Here is a 17,601-nt window from a genome sequence, read left to right as displayed (position 1 = left end):
GGCTCATGCGGCAGCGTCCTGCAAGCGTCCGGCCGGAGCCAGGCCGCAGCGCGCGATCACCGTTTCCGTCAGCCTCTCGACATCCGTCAGTGCGGCACTGGCAGGGGCGAAGGTGGCGAGCGGCTTCATGGCGGCCAGGGCCTCCATCACCGCCTCGTCGCGGCGCACCGTGCCGAGCAGTTGGTCCCCCAGCAGCGTGCGCACCAGCTTGTGAATGTCGTTCGACAGGCGGCGGCGGTCGTCCATCTGGTTGAGGACGAAGGCCGTGCGCGTGAGCGACAGAACCGAGGTCAAGGCATCCACCTTGGTAAGCGAAGCCAGCGCCAGCGGTGAAGGCGCCAGCGTGCAGATCTCCAGCGCGGCATGCGGCAGCAGACGGTCGCGCAACTGCGCGCCCGCCGTGCCCAGGTCCACGAGGCAGACCTTCCCCTTGGCGCAACGGGCGAGCAGTTGGTCCGCCACGTGTTCGACGTTCTGCTCGGGATACGCCTGGAACAGCTCGACGCCGGCAATCGCGTCGGGCGTCGCCTCGGCATCCAGCATTTCCAGCGTCTGGGCGGGGGACAGGCCGAAATAGAGCTTGAGCGCCTCCTGGGTGGTGCAGTCTACCGCAGAAACGTCATGCCCCCGCCCCGCAAGCGCGATCGCCAGTCGGGCGGTCAGGAACGTGGTGCCCACGCCGCCCTTGGGCGAGCGCATCAGGATCATGGTCATGCGCGGCCTTTCCCGAGATCATGGAGGAAGTTGCGGAGATCCGGCTCACGGGCCGGCTCGGGAACCTTGGGGGCAGGTGCTGCGGCCCGCCCATATCGGCCGAACAGGCCGGCGGCCGGGCGGGCCTCCGCCTCTGCGGAAGGAAACCGGGGCGCGGCAGGCGTCGCCTCCTGTGCAGCCGCCAGGGTGGTTTCCGCAGCAGCAGAGCCCGACGCCGGCACGGACTGTTCGCGGTTTCCTACGATCCGCGGATCGCGAAGCAGCGTCTGAAACAGCGGCCACAACTCGATCTCCTCGGCGACCGCCGTGAAGTCCTGATATTCGAGATAATGCCGATCGAGACGATCGAGCAGCGTTTTCGCGTCCTGCCGCATGGCTGTCCCCTTGTTCAGCTCGACACCTACGGCAAGATAGTTAACGAAGCATATTGCATAGCGGCGGCGCCCCCGTTTCGCCACTGGCAGATCGATTTCTTCACCGTAGAGGCTCTGTGTGGACTTGGGCCAGAAGGAACCCGGGTGCAGTCGACCCATTTTAGAACGGTGTTCGCAGTTTTTAACTATTCCGGTTTAACGACGGAGCCACCTGGTGAGGTGTGCGTGTGAGACGAGCGAAGATTAGTGCAGACGAAGGCGCCCGGCTGGCTGCGGTTGCAGAATATGGCCTGAGCGATCCGAAGGCGGATCCGCGCCTTCAGGAGATCGCAGGCGCAGCAGCGCGCCGCTTCGAGGCTCCCGTCGCACTTGTCACGCTGGTGCGGCAAGCCGACCAGTTGTTCGTGGCCCGCCTGGGCCTGGAGGAAGGCAGCACTCCGCGCGACGTTTCCTTCTGCTCGCACGCACTGGGAAGCGACGACCTGCTGGTCGTGCTCGATGCAAAGCTCGACCCGCGCTTCACCGACAACCCGCTCGTGGTCGGCCCGCCCTATGTCCGCTTCTATGCAGGCGCCCCCCTTCGCGCCCCGTCCGGCCACATCGTCGGCACCTTGTGCGTGATCGACCAGCGTCCGCGCGGCGGCTTTTCGGCACGGGATCGCCAGGCTTTGCGGGCGTTGGGACTTCGAGCCGCCGAGAGGATGGAGGAACTGCGGCTGGCGCATGCGCGCGCCGCTGGTCCTGCCCGTTTTCGCCCTGCCGCCGCCGCTTCTTCGGAGGCGGTCGCCTGTACCGATGCACAGGGCCGGGTAACCTTCTGGAACGAGACGGCAGCGCGCCTGTTCGGGGTCGCCGCGTCCGAAGCGACAGGATCCCAGCTGGTCGATTTCCTCCCCTCCCTCCGCGAAGGGGCGGGAATGGCTTCGCTGCTCGACACGCCCACGGACCTGGATGCGCGGCGATCGGACGGGACGTTGTTCCCGGTCGAGGTGCTGGTTCATGCAAGCTCCTCCAGCGGAAGCCCCGCCGGATACGACGTCGTGGTGCGGGATATCGGGTCGCGCCGGCGCAGCGACGACCTCGCCGTGCATGCTGCGAACCAGGACCCCATTACGGGCCTGCCGAACCGGACCGTACTGGTGGAGCGGATCACCGAATTCCTCAAGCGAGGCGAGCAGATCCATCTGCTGCGCGTCGGCGTGGCAGGGCTCCGTCAGCTGGAGCCTACGGCATCGCCAGGAGGCCGGGACACCGCGCTGCAGAAGGTTGCGCGCCGCCTCCTCGACAGCGTGTCGCCAGGGGACACGGTCACGCGGCTGGACGAAGAGGAGTTCGCAGTCCTGCGCCCGATGCAGCCGGGCGAGCCGCGTTCCGCCGCGCTGGTCGTCGCGGACCGCATCCTGGGATCGTTGATCGCGCCGTTTGAGATCGGCAAGCAGCGCCTCCGCCTCCGCGCCCAGGTGGGCATCGCCTGCTATCCCAAGCATGCCGACAACGCCGAATGTCTGATGGCAGCCGCCGGCGCCGCGCTCCAGGACGCCCGCCGGGACGGAAAACGGACGCGGCGCGTCTATGGAGAGGCCCTCAAGCACGAGCCCCTGGACGAAGGCGATGCCGGAGAGGCACTGGCCCAGGCGCTGGCCCGGGGAGAGTTCGAGCTGTTCTATCAGCCCCAGGTGGATCTCGCGGACGGAAGCCTCATCGGTGCCGAGGCCCTGATCCGCTGGAACCACCCGGAGCGCGGATTGCTGGTGCCGGGCGAGTTCCTGGACCAGATCGAGCACGGGCCGCTGGCAGCGGAAGTCGGCACCTGGGTGCTGGAGACCGCCTGCTCCCAGGCCGTCGGGTGGCGGCGGCGCGAGCCGCGGTTCCGGATGAGCGTCAACCTTTTCGAGGCTCAGTTCCGCGGCCGCGATCTGGCAGGCGAGGTCCGCGCGATCCTCAACCGGACCGGCCTGGCCCCGACCGCGCTGGAACTGGAGGTGACTGAAAAGGTCATGCTCCGCCACGACGCAGCCACGCTCGAGGCGCTGATGGCGTTGCACGCCCAGGGTGTCCGCGTCGCGTTCGATGACTTCGGCACCGGCTATGCGGCACTGAGCATGCTGAAGGCCTGCCCACTGAACCGGCTGAAGGTGGATCGCAGCTTCGTGAAGGACATCACGGCGGACGGGCCGGACGCCCTGATTGTGGCAGCCATCGCGACGCTTGGCGCCGGGCTCGGCCTCGACGTGCTGGCCGAGGGCATCGAGAACGAGGCGCAATGGGAGCTGGTGCGTACCAGCGGCTGCCGGAGTGGCCAGGGCTATCTGTTCGGCCGGCCGATGCCGGCGCCCCGGTTCGAGGAATGGATGCGGCAGCGAGACCCGCTGCAACCGAGCGGAGTGCGCGCGTGAAGATCCTCGCCTCCCTTAGCGCCCGCATCTATGCGGTGATGGCCCTTTGCGCCATCGCCACCCTGTCGCTGGGCGGGCTTCTCCTTCACAGCAGCTATCAATCCCGCGCCGCCTTCGACTGGGTCGGGCACTCGCAACGGGTCATCATCAGCCTGAATTCGTTGCAAGCCAACCTCGGCCAGGCCGAGTCCGGGCTTCGCGGCTATCTGTTGACCGACGATGCTTCGTACCTCGCGAACTTCGACGACAACATCGCCCGTGCGGCCACGCTTCGCGATACCGTGATCGAGCTCGTCCAAGACAATCCACAGCAGTTGCAGCGGGCCGAGGCCTTGCGAAGCCTCGCGACCGACAAGGCCCTGGTCATGACGCGGGCGGTGCAGCGCGGCCGGCGAGTTGGGGCGACGCAAGCGGCGAACCCCGTCTCGCGCGAGCGCGGCCGATCGCTGATGCAGCAGATCAACGCCATCACCATGGCGATGCGGGACGACGAACGTCGCCTTCTCCTCCAGCGGACGGAAGACGCGAACCAGAGCTACGAACTCGTCCGCGTGCTCCTGTTCGTCGGCTGCCCCCTGCTCGCGCTGTTGATCCTGCTGCTGGGCTGGCAAATCCGCACGGGGATGACCCGGCCGCTCGAGAACCTGCTCGATGCGGTCAACCGCTTCGGCGGAGGGGACCGGGATGCGCGCGCGAAAGTGGCAGGCGGTGTCGAATTCCGCGAGCTCGCCCGCGCGCACAACGTCATGGCGGAACAACTGGCGAGCGCCATCGAGCAATCCAACATGGCGGAGGCACAGCTCGCCCGTGCCAACGCCGAGCTGGTACAGCGAAGTCGGGCCCTGGAGACGCGACAGAAGTCGATCGAGCTCCTGAGCGGGATGGCACGGAGGCTGCAGGCGATCCGCGACGAGGGCGAGCTCACGACCGTGCTCGACTGTTTCCTGCCGCAGGTCCTGCCGGACCTGGCCGGCGCGCTCTACGTCCTCAACCATTCGCACAACCTGCTCATCCGCATCTCGACCTGGGGGGAGCCCTACGCGAACCCGGAGACCTTCATGCCGGACCAGTGCTGGGCGCTCCGGCGCGGCCAGTCGCACGAGGTCGCGCGGCCGGGAGCCGACATCGTCTGCGTGCACGCCAGCGGAAGCGTTCCCGTCGAACGGATGTGCGAACCGGTCATTGCGGGCGGCGAGGTCCTGGGCCTGATCTACGTGGAGGGGCTGTCGAGTCCGGAGGACCGCTTCCGCCTCGAACTGCTGATGGAGAATGTGGCGCTCGCGCTGGTGAACGAGAACCTGCGTGCGCGCCTTCGCGAACAATCCATCCGCGATCCACTCACCCGCCTGTTCAACCGGCGGTACCTGGAAGAGGCGATGCAGATCGAGGCGGCGCGCGCCCAGCGGACCGGCGCGCCGCTGGCGGTCGTCATGGCGGACGTGGATCACTTCAAGCGCTTCAACGACACCCACGGCCACGAGGCAGGCGATGCGCTGCTTCGCGAGGTTGCCGGTCAGATCCAGGCGCATTTCCGGCATGGCGACATCGTGTGCCGCTACGGCGGCGAAGAGTTCACCGTCATCGCCCCCGGTGCCTCGCTGGAGCTGATCTGCCGCCGCGTGGACGAGCTTCGCCGCGCCGTGCGTGAGATGACGATCGAATTCCGCGGGCAACGGCTCGGGCCGGTGACCATGTCGTTCGGCATCGACGTCTGGAACGCTGCCGCCGCGCGATCGACGGACACCCTGATCGGAGAGGCGGACCGCGCCCTGTTCCGCGCCAAGCGGCTGGGCCGCGACCGCATCGAGGTGGTGCCGCCGCGGGTGGAAGAGGCGGCGGAATAGGCTGCCCGCTCAGGCGGCGGGTGGTTGCGCCCGCATGCCCGCGCTCTCCCGAAGCACGTCGATCTGGAGCGAAAGCCAGTTGCGCACCGCTCCCGCGGAGTCACGGATGGGTACGATCGTCCATCCGAGCACATACTCCTGGCGGCGTTTGTCATAGTTCATGATTTCGCCTTCGGCCTGGCCCCGGCTCTCAAGCTCGCGCCGGAGCCGCGCCAGTTCCTCCCGATCCGTGTCATAGCCCTGCAGCAAGCGGGGCGTGTTCCCCAGCAGCTCCTCGCGCGAATAACCGCACAGCCGCTCCAGCGCGGCATTGACGTAGACGATGCGGGGGCCGGGCACTGCAAGCGCCGCCTCGGTGATCAGTATTGCGTCTTCGCAGTCGTCGAGCGTGTCGAAGGGCTCACCTGCTTCGATGCGCCCTGCATAGGCCGTCGCGCGCTGCATCCTGAGCATCACCACAGCCCCCCAAAGGAAGACGTCCTCATGACTGTCTTTCCCGCTGGTGACAGTAGCTTACGGGCGGCGCATCCGGAAGCGGGGTCGTGCCGCCCCCTGACGTTATTAAATGAGCCCGGCGTGCACCAATGCCGCGTCTACCGCCTTGCGGCTCGCTTCGGACGGTGGCGTCATCGGCAGGCGCATCTCGGCAGAGAAACCGGGGCGCAGGCGATTGAGCGCGTACTTGACCGGGCCCGGGGACGCGTCGCTGAACAGCGCCGCGTGCAGCGGATAGAGCTGGTCCTGGAGCGTGAGCGCACGGCCATAATCCCCTGCCAGGCACGCGTCCTGGAACTCCGCGCAGAGCGCCGGCGCCACGTTCGCGGTGACCGAGATGCAGCCGCGTCCGCCCATCGCCATGAACGCCAGCGCCATGTCGTCATTGCCCGACAGCTGACAGAAGTCGGCGCCGCAGGCGGCACGCTGCGCCGAGACGCGCTGGATGGCGCCGGTGGCATCCTTGAGCCCGACGACGACATCCGGGAAGGCCGTCACGATCCGCGCCATCGTCTCGACGGCAATGTCGGTCACGGTGCGGCCCGGCACATTGTAGAGGACGATCGGCAGCCCGCCGTCGCGCGCCAGCACCTCGAAATGGCGGAACACGCCCTCCTGGTTGGGGCGATTGTAATAGGGAGGCACGAGCAGCGCCGCAGCCGCGCCCGCACCCTTCGCCGCCCGCACATGCTCCAGCGCCACCGACGTGTCGTTCGATCCGCAACCGGCGATCACCGGCACGCGGCCCGCGGCCTGATCGATGCAGACGCGCACCACGTGATTGTGCTCCGCGATCGTCATCGTCGCCGCCTCCCCCGTCGTGCCGCAGGGCACCAGGGCGGTGGAGCCGCTCTCGATCTGCCAGTCGATGTGCGCGCGGAAGGCGGCCTCGTCGAACGCGCCGTCCGTGAACGGGGTGACCAGGGCCGGGATCGAGCCGGAGAACATGGGCAGGGACGCTCCAAGCAACAAAAGGGAAGAATTGGCTGGCGACATAGGGCCGGCTTCCATATCATGTCCAGCATGCTCACCCCCTTGCTTTCGAACATGTTGAAGGGCGGGTTGCTCGCGGCGGGCGTGACCGGCGCGTCGGTCGCCTCCGACCCCCTCCAGCATCATGCCGCCTCGTTCCTCTACGGCCAGGCTCTGCCCGTGCCGCAGCAGCTTCCCGGCCAGTATCCGGCGAGCCAGCAGATGGTGCAGCCGGTGGTGCCGAGCGATCCGATCGCGGCGCCGCTCGCCGAGTGGAAGCGGCTGCAACAGTCGGACAACCTGCCCTTCACCGACTATGCGCGCTTCCTGCTCGCCCATCCGGGCTGGCCGGGCGAGACGAGCCGTCGCGCGGCAGCAGAAACGGCGCCGGGTACGGGCGATCCGTCGATTACGGTGCGCTTCTTCGAGCGGTTTCCGCCGCTGACCGCGGCCGGTCGCCTCCGCAATGCCGAGGCGCTGATGGCGATGGGCCGCGCCGACGCAGCACGGGAGGCGGCACGTGCTGCCTGGCGCAGCGGCGTCCTGCGGCCCTCCGACGAGGCGCGCCTGATCAGCGGCTTCTCCAGCGCACTCACGCCGGCCGATCGCGAGGCGCGGCTGGACCGGCTGCTGTGGGCGAATTCGACCACCGTGGCCGCGCGCGAGCTTCCCTATGTCTCGCCCGCGAAGCAGGCGCTGTTCCGCGCCCGCCTCGCCTTCCGCACGAACGCGCCAGACGCGTCGATGCTGGGCGGCATGGTGGTGGGCACCGATCGCAACGATCCGGGCTTCATCGCGGATCGCGCGACCTGGCTGCGCAATTCCGGGCAAAGCCCCGCCGCGCGCGCCTATCTGGCCCAGCCGCGCACGCTATCCGCGCTGCCGGGCAATGTGGAGAAATGGTACGAAGTGCTGCTCGCGAACGCGAGCGGCGCGGCGAACGACCGGCAATATGCGGTTGCGTTCGACATCGCGCGTCAGATCGACGACGCCTATCCGGCCGGCACCGACGTGTCGGACAAGCCCTATGGCGAGCGTGACGACTATACGAGCCTCGCCTGGCTTGCCGGGCGCATCGCGCTCAAGAACCTCGGCCGCCCGGCAGACGCGGTCGGCATGTTCAGCCGCTACGGCAACGGATCGCGGACGCCCACCACGCGCGCCAAGGGCTTCTACTGGGCGGCACGTGCAGCCGAAGCCGCGGGCGACACGGCGACCGCGAACCGCTGGTACGAAAGCGCGGCGGCCTTGTCCGACGTCTACTATGGCCAGCTTGCGCTCGAGCGGCTGGGCCGGCCCTTGCGGGCGCCCTCCGCGACGGCAGCGGTGGCGCCGGATCCGGCGGCGCGCCAGGCCTTTTATGGCCGCGAAGTGGTGCAGGCGGTGCAGTATCTCGGCCGCACCGGCGCGTACCAGGACCAGACGCTGTTCGTGCGCCAGATCGCCAATGCCGCGACCAGCGACACCGATCATGCGCTCGCGGCCGAGCTTTCCAAGAAGATCGGCCGGCCGGACCTGGGCGTCATGGTCGGACGCAGCGCGCTGATGAACGGCCACAGCGACTATACGGTGGCAGGCTATCCGTCTGTGCCGGTGCCTGCGACGCAGCAGAGCAACTTCACGATGATCCACGCGATCGCGCGGCAGGAGAGCCAGTTCGATCGCGCCGCGGTAAGCCATGCCGGCGCGCGCGGGCTGATGCAGCTAATGCCCGGCACCGCCCGCGAGGCGGCGAGCAAGCTGGGGCTGAGCTACGATAGCGGCTCGCTGACCAGCGACACCGGCTACAACATCCAGCTGGGATCGAGCTATTTCCAGCGGATGCTCGACTATTATGGCGGCAGCTATCCGCTGGCGGTGGCGGCGTACAATGCCGGGCCAGGCAACGTGAACAAGTGGCTTGGCGCCTTCGGCGATCCGCGTACGGGTGCCGTGGACACGCTCGATTGGGTGGAATCGATCCCCTATACCGAGACCCGCAACTATGTGCAGCGCGTGCTGGAGAATGCGGTCGTCTACGACCTGCTGAACCCGCAGCACGCCCGCTCGCGCGGGCCGGCGAACCTGTCGTGGTACCTGGGCAAGAACCGGCCCGGCTGAGCTCCTTTCCGATGGATCGCCCGAACTACATCACGCCCGCCGGCTATGCCGCGCTGAAGGCGGAATATGACGCGCTGTTCGCGACCGAGCGGCCCAAGCTGGTGGAGACCATCTCCTGGGCCGCCGGCAACGGCGACCGGTCGGAGAACGGCGACTATATCTATGGTCGCAAGCGATTGCGCGAGATCGACCGGCGGCTCGGATGGCTGGCAAAGCGGATGAAGGCGGCGAAGGTCGTCGACCCCGCGCAGCAGCCGGACCGCAGCCGCGCCTGGTTCGGCGCAACGCTCACCATCGCGGACGAGGACGACAACCAGCGCGTGCTGACCCTCGTCGGCGACGACGAGGCGGAAGCGGGCAGCGGCCGGATCGGCTGGAACGCCCCCCTCGCCCGGGCCTTGCGCGGCGCCGCGGTGGGCGATCTGCGCCGCGTGATGCTGCCGGCCGGCGAGCGCGAATATGAGGTGATCGCCATCACCTATCCGGCGGGCTGACGGAACGCCCCTGCCCCTTCGTCGATTGATAGCGGCGAAGGAGAGCAACCATGGAAAACCCGCGCACCGAGAGTGCCCGCATCCACGACGACCACGCCGTGATCGACGCGGCCCAGGCTGAGGACACGCCCGCCACCGCAAGCAGCGCCGGCGGCAACCTGCAGCGCGACGTGGCGAGCCAGAACGAGGTGGCCCAGGCGCTCGATCCCGAGGCGCTCACCCGCCCCAAGAAGGACGATGCGATCCATAACGACCAAGCGCGTCGCAACCAGCGTGCGCCGGACGCCTGAACCTCAAGAATTACTCCGTTAGCGAGTTCGTCGCGCGGACGGGCCCTCGCCATCGGCGGGGGCCCGTTTTCGGTCCCCGCATCGCCAACCGCCGCCGGCTGTTCTAGGGATTGGCCATGGATCGCTCCCCGCCCCACCCGACCGCCCCTACGGGCAACGTCGCGCTGCTGATCGACGCGGACAACGCGTCCCATGCCTCGCTGGACTATGTGCTCACCATCCTGGCGGAGCTGGGTACGGTCAACGTCCGGCGCATCTACGGCAACTGGCGCAAGCCCGCGCTGAAGGGTTGGGCGGACCTGACCCTGCGCTATGGCATCGAGCCCTTCCAGCAGTTCGACGTGACCAAGGGCAAGAACGCCACCGACATGAAGATGACGATCGACGCGATGGACCTGCTGTTCCGCGGGCGCATCACAGGCTTTGGCATCATGTCTTCCGACAGCGACTTCATGCCGCTGGCCCAGCGCATCCGCCAGGAGGGGGTGCCGGTCTATGGCTTCGGCACCGACCGCACGCCCGAGGGATTCCGGGAATCCTGCACCCGCTTCATCGACGTCTCGCGTGCCCGCGCTCTCCAGGGCGAGGCGGAGCCCGAGCCCGAACTGATCCTGCCGCCCGCGATCGGGCGAACGCGGACCGCGGCCAAACCGGCAGTGACCAGCAGCACCGCGGCAGTAAAGCCGCCGGCCGCCGAGCACGCGGCCACCAACCAGAAGCGCAAGGTCGACGCCGCACTCGTGAAGCTGCTGCTGGATGCCTATGCCCAGTCGAGGCAGGACGCGCAGAAGTTCGCCAGCCTTTCGGAAGTGGGGCAGCGCGCCGGGAACCGCTCGAGCTTCGATACGCGCAACTACGGCTTTGCGCGCCTGTCCGACCTGATCGAGCAGGTGCCGAACTTCCAGGTCGAGCGGCGGGACAATGGCGTGTTCGTGAAGCGGGTGCGCTGAGCCGGGAACGCTCCGGCGGCTCCGGCGCTTCTGTCGGGATGGAGCTTCCCCACGACCCTTTGCTCGACAGCACCCGCGCCTTCTTCTCCGAAGGATATGACTGGATCGGCAACCGCTGCCGCGCGCTCGGGACCGATGTGTTCCGCGCGCGGATTCTGCTCCGCCCAGTCGTGTGCATGATGGGCGAAGAGGCGGCGCGCCGCTTCTACGACGGCGAAAGCTTCACCCGCGCCGGCGCGATGCCGCAGACGACCCTCCGGCAGCTGCAGGACAAGGGCAGCGTCCAGACCCTGGACGGCGCGGCCCACCGCCATCGCAAGCAGCTGTTCCTGTCGATGATGGTCGGTAATCCGGCCGAGGCCCTGGCGGACGCGTTCGAGCGCCGCTGGGGGGCCGAGCTGCCGCAGTGGCGCGATCAGGGGGAGGTGCGGACGCACGAGGCGTTCGGACGCCTGCTGTGCGGTGCCGCCTGTGACTGGCTGGGCGTGCCCATTGAGGACGATGCGCTGGACCGCCGCACCCACGAGATGCTGGCGATGATCGACGGTGCCGGCAGCGTCGGTACGCGCGCGTGGCGCGGCCTCGCGCTGCGCCGCCGTGCCGAGCACTGGGCGCGCGAGGTCGTGACGCAGGTGCGCGACGGCACGCGGACGGTGGGGAAGGACACGCCGATCGCGCGCCTTGCCGGCTTCCGCGACCTGGACGGCGAACTGCTGGACCTGCGCACCGCGGGCGTCGAACTGCTCAACATCGTGCGGCCGACGGTCGCCGTGGCGCGCTTCCTCTGCTTCGCCACCCTGGCGCTCCACCAGGAGCCCGGCGCGGCAGCCTTTGTGGCAGATCGGGAGCCCGCGCGGCTTCAGGCATTCGCGCAGGAGGTGCGGCGCTTCTACCCCTTCTTCCCTGTCATCGGCGGCCGCGTCCGGACGCCCTTCCGGTTCCGCGAACACGAGTTCGGCCAAGGCGACTGGGTGATGCTGGGGCTGCACGCCACCAACCACGATCCCCGGCTGTGGGAGGCGCCGGAGGCGTTCCGTCCGGAACGCTTCCTCGATCGCGAGCCCGGCGCCTTCGCCCTCATCCCGCAAGGCGCGGGTGCTCATGCGGACGATCACCGCTGCCCCGGCGAGTGGATCACGCTTGCGCTGCTGCGGCGGTTGGTCCCGCTCCTCCTGGCCGCCGAGTACCGTCTGCCGCCGCAGGACCTGACCATTCCCCACGATCGTTTCCCGACGCTCCCGCGCAGCGAGCTCCGCCTGAGCTTTGCCTGACCGGCTCTAGCGGCGAATGTTGAGCAGCCAGGGCTTGCTCAACCCCGTGGGCTTGGGAACCCCGTCGAGGCGCTGCGCCCGCAGGATCTGCACCGGCTTGACGATCATCTGCCCCTTCATCGCCTCACGTCCGCAGCAGGTCGGCAGCGCCAGGATCTTGCGGACGATGTCCATGCCGCTCACCACGCGGCCGAAGGCTGCATAGCCGCGATAGCTGCCGCGCGCGTCGAGTGACGGGTTCGGCCCCACCATGATCGAGAAGTTGCCGGTGGCCGAATCCGGGTCGGCGGCGTGCGCCATCGACACGACACCGTCGAGGTGGCGGATGCCGGTCTTGTCGGTCGGCTCCAGCACGACCGGGCTCAAGGTCCGCCGCGCGTCGGTCCCCACCCCGCCCTGGATGAAGCCGTGCTTCGGATCGCTCTTGCGCGGCGCGGAACGGTAGAATTTCGTGCCGTCGAGCCGGCCATCGTCGACATATTTCAGGAAGTTCGCGGTGGTCTTTGGCGCGCGTTTTCCGTCCAGCGCGAGCACGATCGGCCCGGCCGAAGTCACCAGTCGTACGCGGATAGTGCCCGGCGCCGGCTTCGCCTGCGGCAGTGCGGGGGTGGCGAGGAAGAACAGCGGGGCGGCAAGAGCGAGGCCAAGAATCGAACGCATAGGCCACCCTAACGTCTGATCGCCGGCTTTGGGACCCGCTGCCCGCGACCGCCAGGCAAGCAAAAGGGGCGGGTGGCACCTGGCCGCCCGCCCCTTTCGCGTGTTTAGAAGGACGCGATCAGCGCGTCAGCTTCTTGTAGGCCAGGCTCGTCGGACGATCGGCGGCGTCGCCCAGGCGACGGCGCTTGTCTTCCTCATAGGCCTCGAAGTTGCCTTCAAACCATTCGACGTGGCTGTTGCCCTCGAACGCGAGGATGTGGGTCGCGAGACGATCGAGGAAGAAGCGATCGTGGCTGATGACCACGGCGCAGCCCGCGAAGTTCTCGATCGCCTCTTCCAGCGCGCCCAGCGTTTCCACGTCGAGGTCGTTGGTCGGTTCGTCGAGCAGCAGCACGTTGCCGCCCTTCTTCAGCATCTTGGCGATGTGGACGCGGTTGCGCTCACCGCCCGACAGCTTGCCGACGTTCTTCTGCTGGTCCTGGCCCTTGAAGTTGAACGCGCCGACATAGGCACGCGTCGACATGTCGTGGCCGTTGACCTTCACATAGTCGAGCCCGTCGGAAATCTCCTCCCAGACGTTCTTCTTCTGATCGAGGTGATCGCGGCTCTGGTCGACATAGCCAAGGCGCACCGTGGTGCCGATGTCGATCTCGCCCGCGTCCGGCTGTTCCTGGCCGGTCAGCAGCTTGAACAGCGTCGACTTGCCGGCGCCGTTCGGGCCGATCACGCCGACGATTCCGCCGGGGGGAAGCGAGAAGTCCAGGTTCTCGAACAGCAGCTTGTCGCCATAGGCCTTGGTCAGGCCCTTTGCCTCGATCACCTTGCCGCCCAGGCGCTCGGGGACCTGGATGACGATCTGGGCGCCGGTCGGCTTGCGGCTTTCCTGGCTGGCGACCAGCTGCTCGAACTTGGCGATACGCGCCTTGGACTTGGTCTGACGGGCCTTGGCGCCCTGCCGGATCCAGGCGAGCTCGTCCTGGATCGCCTTCTGGCGACCGGACGCCTCGCGGTCCTCCTGCTCCAGGCGCTTGGCCTTCTTCTCCAGGTAGGTCGAGTAGTTGCCCTCGTACGGGAAGTACTTGCCGCGGTCGATTTCGAGGATCCAGCCGACCACGTTGTCGAGGAAGTAGCGGTCGTGGGTGATCATCAGCACCGCGCCGGCATATTCCTTCAGGTGGTTTTCCAGCCACTTGACGCTCTCGGCGTCGAGGTGGTTGGTCGGCTCGTCGAGCAGCAGGATCGAAGGCTTCTGGATCAGCAGGCGCGTGAGCGCGATGCGGCGCTTTTCACCCCCAGACAGGTTCTCGACCGGCCAATCGGACGGCGGGCAGCGCAGGGCCTCCATCGCCACCTCGAGCTGGTTGTCGAGCGTCCAGCCGTCGACGGCGTCGATCTTCTCCTGAAGCGTGCCCATCTCTTCCATCAGGGCATCGAAGTCGGTGTCGTCCTTCGGGTCGCCCATCTCGGCCGAGATCGCGTTGAAGCGATCGACCATGTCGGCCACTTCGCGCGCGCCGTCTTTGACGTTCTCCAGCACCGTCTTGGTCGGATCGAGCTGGGGCTCCTGCTCCAGATAGCCGACGGTGATGTTCTCGCCGGGCCAGGCTTCGCCGGTGAAGTCCTTGTCGACGCCGGCCATGATCTTCATCAGCGTCGACTTGCCGGCGCCGTTCGGGCCGACGATGCCGATCTTGGCGCCCTGGTAGAATTGCAGGTTGATGTTGGACAACACCGGCTTCTGGGCGCCGGGGAAGGTTTTCGTCATGTCCTTCATGACGAAGGCGTATTGGGCGGCCACAGGGGTCTCCAAAAAAGCGGGTCTACAGGTCTGGGATTTTCGCACCGGGACATAGCGATCCGAAGCGCGATTGGCAACGCGGGGGCGGGCGACTTGCGCCCGAACGGGCTGCGCCGCATCATGGCCGCGGGGGGCGTCCGCTTCCCGTGCCACTCCCATGACGGAACGCCCATGCCGCTCAAGCCTGCCCTTCTGCTCGCCGCCCTCGCCCTGCCGCTGCCTGCGATGGCGCAGATGTCCCCCGCCCAGGTCGCGAAGCTGCGTGACGCCGCGCTGAAGGACGAGATCGCCTGGGACATCACCGAAGGGCTCACCACCGAGATCGGGTCGCGCCTCGCGGGTACCGACGACGAAGCCCGGGCGCGCAGCTGGGCGGTGGCCAAGCTCAAGGCGCTGGGCTTCAGCAACGTCCGCATCGAGCCCTATCAAATGCCGGTCTGGGTACGCGGCGAGGAGAAGGCGTCGATCGTCGTCCCATTCCCCCAGCAGCTCCACCTCGCCGCCCTCGGCAACTCGGGCGCGACCCCGGCTGACGGCGTGGAAGCGGAAGTGGTCTATTTCCCGACCCTCGCCGACCTGGAAGCAGCACCCGCCGCAAGCGTCGCGGGAAAGATCGTCTTCGTCAGCCATGCGATGCACGCGGCGCAGGACGGATCGAGCTACGGACCATTCGGCCAGGTCCGCCGCGCGGGCCCGGCGATCGCTTCCCATAAGGGCGCGGCCGCGATCCTGATCCGCTCGATCGGCACCGACTATCACCGCAACCCGCACACCGGCGTCACCAACTTCCCCGAAGGCGTGGCACCGATCCCGGCCGCCGCGCTCTCGCTTCCGGATGCCGAGCAGCTGGAGCGCGTGCTCGAACGCGGCAAGCCCGTGCGCGTGAAGCTGCTGCTCACGCCCCGGCAGATCGGCACGCGTGAGTCCGGCAACGTCATTGCCGAGGTGCCCGGTCGCGACCCGAAGGCCGGCGTCGTGCTGATCGGCGGCCATCTCGACAGCTGGGATCTGGGCACCGGCGCGATCGACGACGCGAGCGGCGTTGCGATCACGGCTGCCGCCGCCAAGCGCATCATGGCGGCCGGCCGGCCGCGGCGGACGATCCGGGTGGTGTGGTTCGGCGCGGAAGAAGTCGGCGGCTTCGGCGGCATCGCCTATGCCAAGGCCCACGCGGGCGAACGGCACGCGCTGGCAGCCGAATCGGATTTCGGCGCCGACCGGGTCTGGAAGTTCGACACCGCCCTTCCCGCCAACGCAACCGCGATCGCCGACCGGCTCCAGACGGCACTCGCGCCGCTCGGGATCACTCGCGGCAATGCCGTTGCAGGCGACGGCACCGACATCGCGCCGACGCTTGCCCAGGGTGTCGCCGCCGTGGATCTCTCGCAGGACGGCACCCGCTACTTCGACTATCACCACACCCCCGACGACACGCTCGACAAGATCGACCGTGCGCAGTTGCAGCAGAACGTCGCTGCATGGACTGCGATGCTGGCAGTGGTCGCGGATGCGCCGGAGGAGATCGGGGCAGTCACCCGCCCTGCTGCGGGCCACTGAGTGCCACAAGAATGCCGCGATGATGACACGCGGATGAATTTGCGGGATTGACGCCGCAGACGCGAACGTTATTGCGGCAGCCTCGCGACGGCGACGGGCCGGCCGCGAACTTTGGATTGCTTGGGAGCACCCGAATGAAGAAGATCGTTCTTGTCGCTGCTGCCGCCGGCCTGCTGTCGCTCACGGCCTGCGGTTCGAACACTCCGGCTGAGAACGCGGCTGACGCGCAGGCGGACAACCTCGAGATGATGGCCGACAACATGGAAGACATGGCCGACAACGCCACCACCGAGGGTTCGGAAGCCGCTCTCGAGAACCAGGCTGACAACCTGCACGAGGCAGCCGACAACATCGAGGACGCGGGCGAAACCAACGCCATGTGATCCGACGCCCGTCCGGTTTATCCGGACGGACCGGTTAGAAGGGGCGTCCCGGCAACGGGGCGCCCTTTTCTTTTGCCTGCGCGAGAGAGGGGCAGCGCGCCTGCCCGTCACGGATTCACGCTCTCGCTCGGCTGCGGCTACTCCTGGTTAAGGGGAAGTTGACGAACCTCCCGCGATCGTCTCGCACCCTGCGGGACTATTCCGGAATTCCTGGCGCGCAGTCCTGCCGCATTCTGCCTTATCTTGCCGCGAGCGATATTGCCGCTTGCCCCGGTGCGGGGGGTGAGCCTAAGGGCAAGCCGGCGTCGGGGAGTGGCGCAGTCTGGTAGCGCGCCTGCTTTGGGAGCAGGATGTCGCAGGTTCGAATCCTGTCTCCCCGACCATCTCTGCGCCGTTGATCGACCCCACGCCCCCGAGCGCGGGCTGTGCCTCGGTCTTGCCAGGCGCCGGTCGGCTCAGCCGGGAGCCTGCCCCTTTCCTTCCTGTTCGGAACCGGTCAGCGGATAGCCGGAGCCGCCCTGGCGGTCGCTGTCATAGTCCTCGCCCGGATTGCCGCCGCCGGCGCCTGCGCCGCTGCCGTGCACCTCGCCCGTCTTCTGGTTGATCCAGGCCCGGCTGCCATTGTCGGGGGGGAGGTCTTGCCCCTCGGGCGCAGCCGCGCCGCCCTGCGGCAGGCCGCTCTGGTGGACGGGCGCAACGGGACTGTCGCCATATTCCTCCAGCGCACGCTCGGGCGTGTACTCCTGCCCCGAAGCGCCGTCGCTGCGATCAAAGGCGTTCTTCGGCTCGGTCCGCTGCGGATCTACCTGCGGGTGATCCCGGTCGAAGGGTCCGGTGTCGTTCATGGGCGATCTCCTCGTCCTCCCAACGGCGGCCGAAGCGCAGCGTTCCGCCCCGGCCGCAGGCCCAGGCCACTGGCCGCTGGCAAGCCTGGTCGAGCCGTTGGGACCGAGGGTCCCGTTTCACTGGGAGAGGCGCTGGTGGGCCCGGCACCTACTCGCCTAATATTCACTATCGGCGGAAATCGGCCATTCTCGTAGATGCCACGGCGTTCGATACCCCCACGGATACCCCCACGCAGCGCAGAGTGTTTTTTTTGGATCTGGGGCCAGCTTGGCGATCGGCCGACCTATTCGTCGCCCAGATTGATCGGCCGGGGCCGGTGAGGCGACGCTTCCGTGCCATATCCTGACAGTCCAGCCCCAATGTGAATTCCAGCAGCATTTTCCCGACCCGGTTTCATGCTGCGATCTCCTCGGACTGAGGCTGCTGAGCGTGCATCCAGTCAGCGGCGGCCTGAGCC

General features: G+C 67.9%; 16 protein-coding genes and 1 tRNA gene. 10 read left to right on the top strand and 7 right to left on the bottom strand.

Going from position 1 to position 17,601, the window contains the following annotated elements; all coding sequences use genetic code 11:
• Positions 1–3: 3 nt before the first annotated feature.
• The gene (locus MHZ35_RS13060) at positions 4–714 is read right to left on the bottom strand and encodes a cellulose synthase operon protein YhjQ/BcsQ (RefSeq protein WP_239436051.1); all 711 of its coding nucleotides are present in this window, start codon (positions 712–714) and stop codon (positions 4–6) included.
• The gene (locus MHZ35_RS13055; protein WP_239436050.1) at positions 711–1,088 is read right to left on the bottom strand and encodes a hypothetical protein; all 378 of its coding nucleotides are present in this window, start codon (positions 1,086–1,088) and stop codon (positions 711–713) included. Before MHZ35_RS13055 ends, MHZ35_RS13060 begins: the two co-directional genes overlap by 4 nt.
• A 227-nt stretch (positions 1,089–1,315) precedes the next feature.
• On the opposite strand from MHZ35_RS13055, the gene MHZ35_RS13050 reads away from it, so the two are divergent.
• The gene (locus MHZ35_RS13050; protein ID WP_239436049.1) at positions 1,316–3,484 is read left to right on the top strand and encodes a putative bifunctional diguanylate cyclase/phosphodiesterase; all 2,169 of its coding nucleotides are present in this window, start codon (positions 1,316–1,318) and stop codon (positions 3,482–3,484) included.
• Positions 3,481–5,328 carry a sensor domain-containing diguanylate cyclase gene (locus tag MHZ35_RS13045; protein ID WP_239436048.1) on the top strand — a complete coding sequence of 616 codons (1,848 nt, stop codon included), beginning with the start codon at positions 3,481–3,483 and terminating at the stop codon, positions 5,326–5,328. Before MHZ35_RS13050 ends, MHZ35_RS13045 begins: the two co-directional genes overlap by 4 nt.
• A gap of 9 nt (positions 5,329–5,337) precedes the next feature.
• Here the strand turns inward: MHZ35_RS13045 and MHZ35_RS13040 are convergent, their stop codons facing one another.
• Complete coding sequence (locus tag MHZ35_RS13040) at positions 5,338–5,781, bottom strand: PAS domain-containing protein (protein ID WP_239436072.1); 444 nt, start codon at positions 5,779–5,781, stop codon at positions 5,338–5,340.
• Between the two features lie 108 nt (positions 5,782–5,889).
• On the bottom strand, positions 5,890–6,771 hold the full coding sequence (gene dapA / locus MHZ35_RS13035) for a 4-hydroxy-tetrahydrodipicolinate synthase (RefSeq protein WP_239436047.1): 882 nt from the start codon (positions 6,769–6,771) through the stop codon (positions 5,890–5,892).
• Between the two features lie 66 nt (positions 6,772–6,837).
• Here dapA and MHZ35_RS13030 point away from each other — a divergent pair, with 66 nt between their 5' ends.
• The 5 genes from MHZ35_RS13030 to MHZ35_RS13010 all read left to right on the top strand — a co-directional run bounded on the left by MHZ35_RS13030 (position 6,838) and on the right by MHZ35_RS13010 (position 11,900).
• Complete coding sequence (locus MHZ35_RS13030) at positions 6,838–8,895, top strand: lytic transglycosylase domain-containing protein (protein ID WP_239436046.1); 2,058 nt, start codon at positions 6,838–6,840, stop codon at positions 8,893–8,895.
• Between the two features lie 11 nt (positions 8,896–8,906).
• Positions 8,907–9,389, top strand: coding sequence for a transcription elongation factor GreB (gene greB / locus MHZ35_RS13025; RefSeq protein ID WP_239436045.1), 483 nt, complete (start codon positions 8,907–8,909; stop codon positions 9,387–9,389).
• 50 nt (positions 9,390–9,439) lie between these two features.
• Positions 9,440–9,679, top strand: a complete 240-nt coding sequence (locus MHZ35_RS13020) for a hypothetical protein (protein WP_239436044.1) — start codon at positions 9,440–9,442, stop codon at positions 9,677–9,679.
• A gap of 116 nt (positions 9,680–9,795) precedes the next feature.
• Positions 9,796–10,629, top strand: a complete 834-nt coding sequence (locus tag MHZ35_RS13015; protein WP_239436043.1) for an NYN domain-containing protein — start codon at positions 9,796–9,798, stop codon at positions 10,627–10,629.
• Positions 10,630–10,688: 59 nt separating this feature from the next.
• The gene (locus tag MHZ35_RS13010) at positions 10,689–11,900 is read left to right on the top strand and encodes a cytochrome P450 (protein WP_239436042.1); all 1,212 of its coding nucleotides are present in this window, start codon (positions 10,689–10,691) and stop codon (positions 11,898–11,900) included.
• 6 nt (positions 11,901–11,906) lie between these two features.
• Here the strand turns inward: MHZ35_RS13010 and MHZ35_RS13005 are convergent, their stop codons facing one another.
• Together MHZ35_RS13005 and ettA are read right to left on the bottom strand one after the other, a co-directional pair.
• Entirely contained in the window at positions 11,907–12,560 is a 654-nt protein-coding gene (locus MHZ35_RS13005) for a peptidylprolyl isomerase (RefSeq protein WP_239436041.1), read from the bottom strand.
• A gap of 118 nt (positions 12,561–12,678) precedes the next feature.
• The gene (ettA, locus tag MHZ35_RS13000; RefSeq protein ID WP_342453526.1) at positions 12,679–14,358 is read right to left on the bottom strand and encodes an energy-dependent translational throttle protein EttA; all 1,680 of its coding nucleotides are present in this window, start codon (positions 14,356–14,358) and stop codon (positions 12,679–12,681) included.
• Between the two features lie 171 nt (positions 14,359–14,529).
• Here ettA and MHZ35_RS12995 point away from each other — a divergent pair, with 171 nt between their 5' ends.
• The 3 genes from MHZ35_RS12995 (at position 14,530) to MHZ35_RS12985 (ending at position 16,681) form a co-directional block, all read left to right on the top strand.
• A complete protein-coding gene (locus MHZ35_RS12995) occupies positions 14,530–15,915 on the top strand; it encodes a M20/M25/M40 family metallo-hydrolase (protein WP_239436040.1) in 1,386 nt (461 codons plus the stop codon).
• Between the two features lie 134 nt (positions 15,916–16,049).
• The gene (locus MHZ35_RS12990) at positions 16,050–16,298 is read left to right on the top strand and encodes a hypothetical protein (RefSeq protein WP_239436039.1); all 249 of its coding nucleotides are present in this window, start codon (positions 16,050–16,052) and stop codon (positions 16,296–16,298) included.
• A 306-nt stretch (positions 16,299–16,604) separates the two neighbouring features.
• Positions 16,605–16,681 (top strand) — tRNA-Pro (locus MHZ35_RS12985).
• Between the two features lie 72 nt (positions 16,682–16,753).
• Here the strand turns inward: MHZ35_RS12985 and MHZ35_RS12980 are convergent.
• Positions 16,754–17,143 (bottom strand): hypothetical protein, encoded by a 390-nt coding sequence (locus MHZ35_RS12980; RefSeq protein ID WP_239436038.1) that lies wholly within the window; start codon positions 17,141–17,143, stop codon positions 16,754–16,756.
• Between the last annotated feature and the right edge of the window lie 458 nt (positions 17,144–17,601).

The organism is Sphingomonas sp. ACRSK (assembly GCF_022346685.1).
In the GTDB taxonomy this organism is placed as follows: Bacteria; Pseudomonadota; Alphaproteobacteria; order Sphingomonadales; family Sphingomonadaceae; genus Sphingomonas; species Sphingomonas molluscorum.
Note: the sequence above shows the minus strand (reverse complement) of the source record. Positions and strands in the feature narration are given on the sequence as shown.

Coding starts and splice junctions, on each gene's coding strand:
- MHZ35_RS13060 (WP_239436051.1), bottom strand. CDS start 714: ATGACCATGATCCTGATGCGCTCGCCCAAGGGCGGCGTGGGCACCACG.
- MHZ35_RS13055 (WP_239436050.1), bottom strand. CDS start 1,088: ATGCGGCAGGACGCGAAAACGCTGCTCGATCGTCTCGATCGGCATTAT.
- MHZ35_RS13040 (WP_239436072.1), bottom strand. CDS start 5,781: ATGCTCAGGATGCAGCGCGCGACGGCCTATGCAGGGCGCATCGAAGCA.
- dapA (WP_239436047.1), bottom strand. CDS start 6,771: ATGTTCTCCGGCTCGATCCCGGCCCTGGTCACCCCGTTCACGGACGGC.
- MHZ35_RS13030 (WP_239436046.1), top strand. CDS start 6,838: ATGTCCAGCATGCTCACCCCCTTGCTTTCGAACATGTTGAAGGGCGGG.
- greB (WP_239436045.1), top strand. CDS start 8,907: ATGGATCGCCCGAACTACATCACGCCCGCCGGCTATGCCGCGCTGAAG.
- MHZ35_RS13020 (WP_239436044.1), top strand. CDS start 9,440: ATGGAAAACCCGCGCACCGAGAGTGCCCGCATCCACGACGACCACGCC.
- MHZ35_RS13015 (WP_239436043.1), top strand. CDS start 9,796: ATGGATCGCTCCCCGCCCCACCCGACCGCCCCTACGGGCAACGTCGCG.
- MHZ35_RS13005 (WP_239436041.1), bottom strand. CDS start 12,560: ATGCGTTCGATTCTTGGCCTCGCTCTTGCCGCCCCGCTGTTCTTCCTC.
- MHZ35_RS12995 (WP_239436040.1), top strand. CDS start 14,530: ATGCCGCTCAAGCCTGCCCTTCTGCTCGCCGCCCTCGCCCTGCCGCTG.
- MHZ35_RS12990 (WP_239436039.1), top strand. CDS start 16,050: ATGAAGAAGATCGTTCTTGTCGCTGCTGCCGCCGGCCTGCTGTCGCTC.
- MHZ35_RS12980 (WP_239436038.1), bottom strand. CDS start 17,143: ATGAACGACACCGGACCCTTCGACCGGGATCACCCGCAGGTAGATCCG.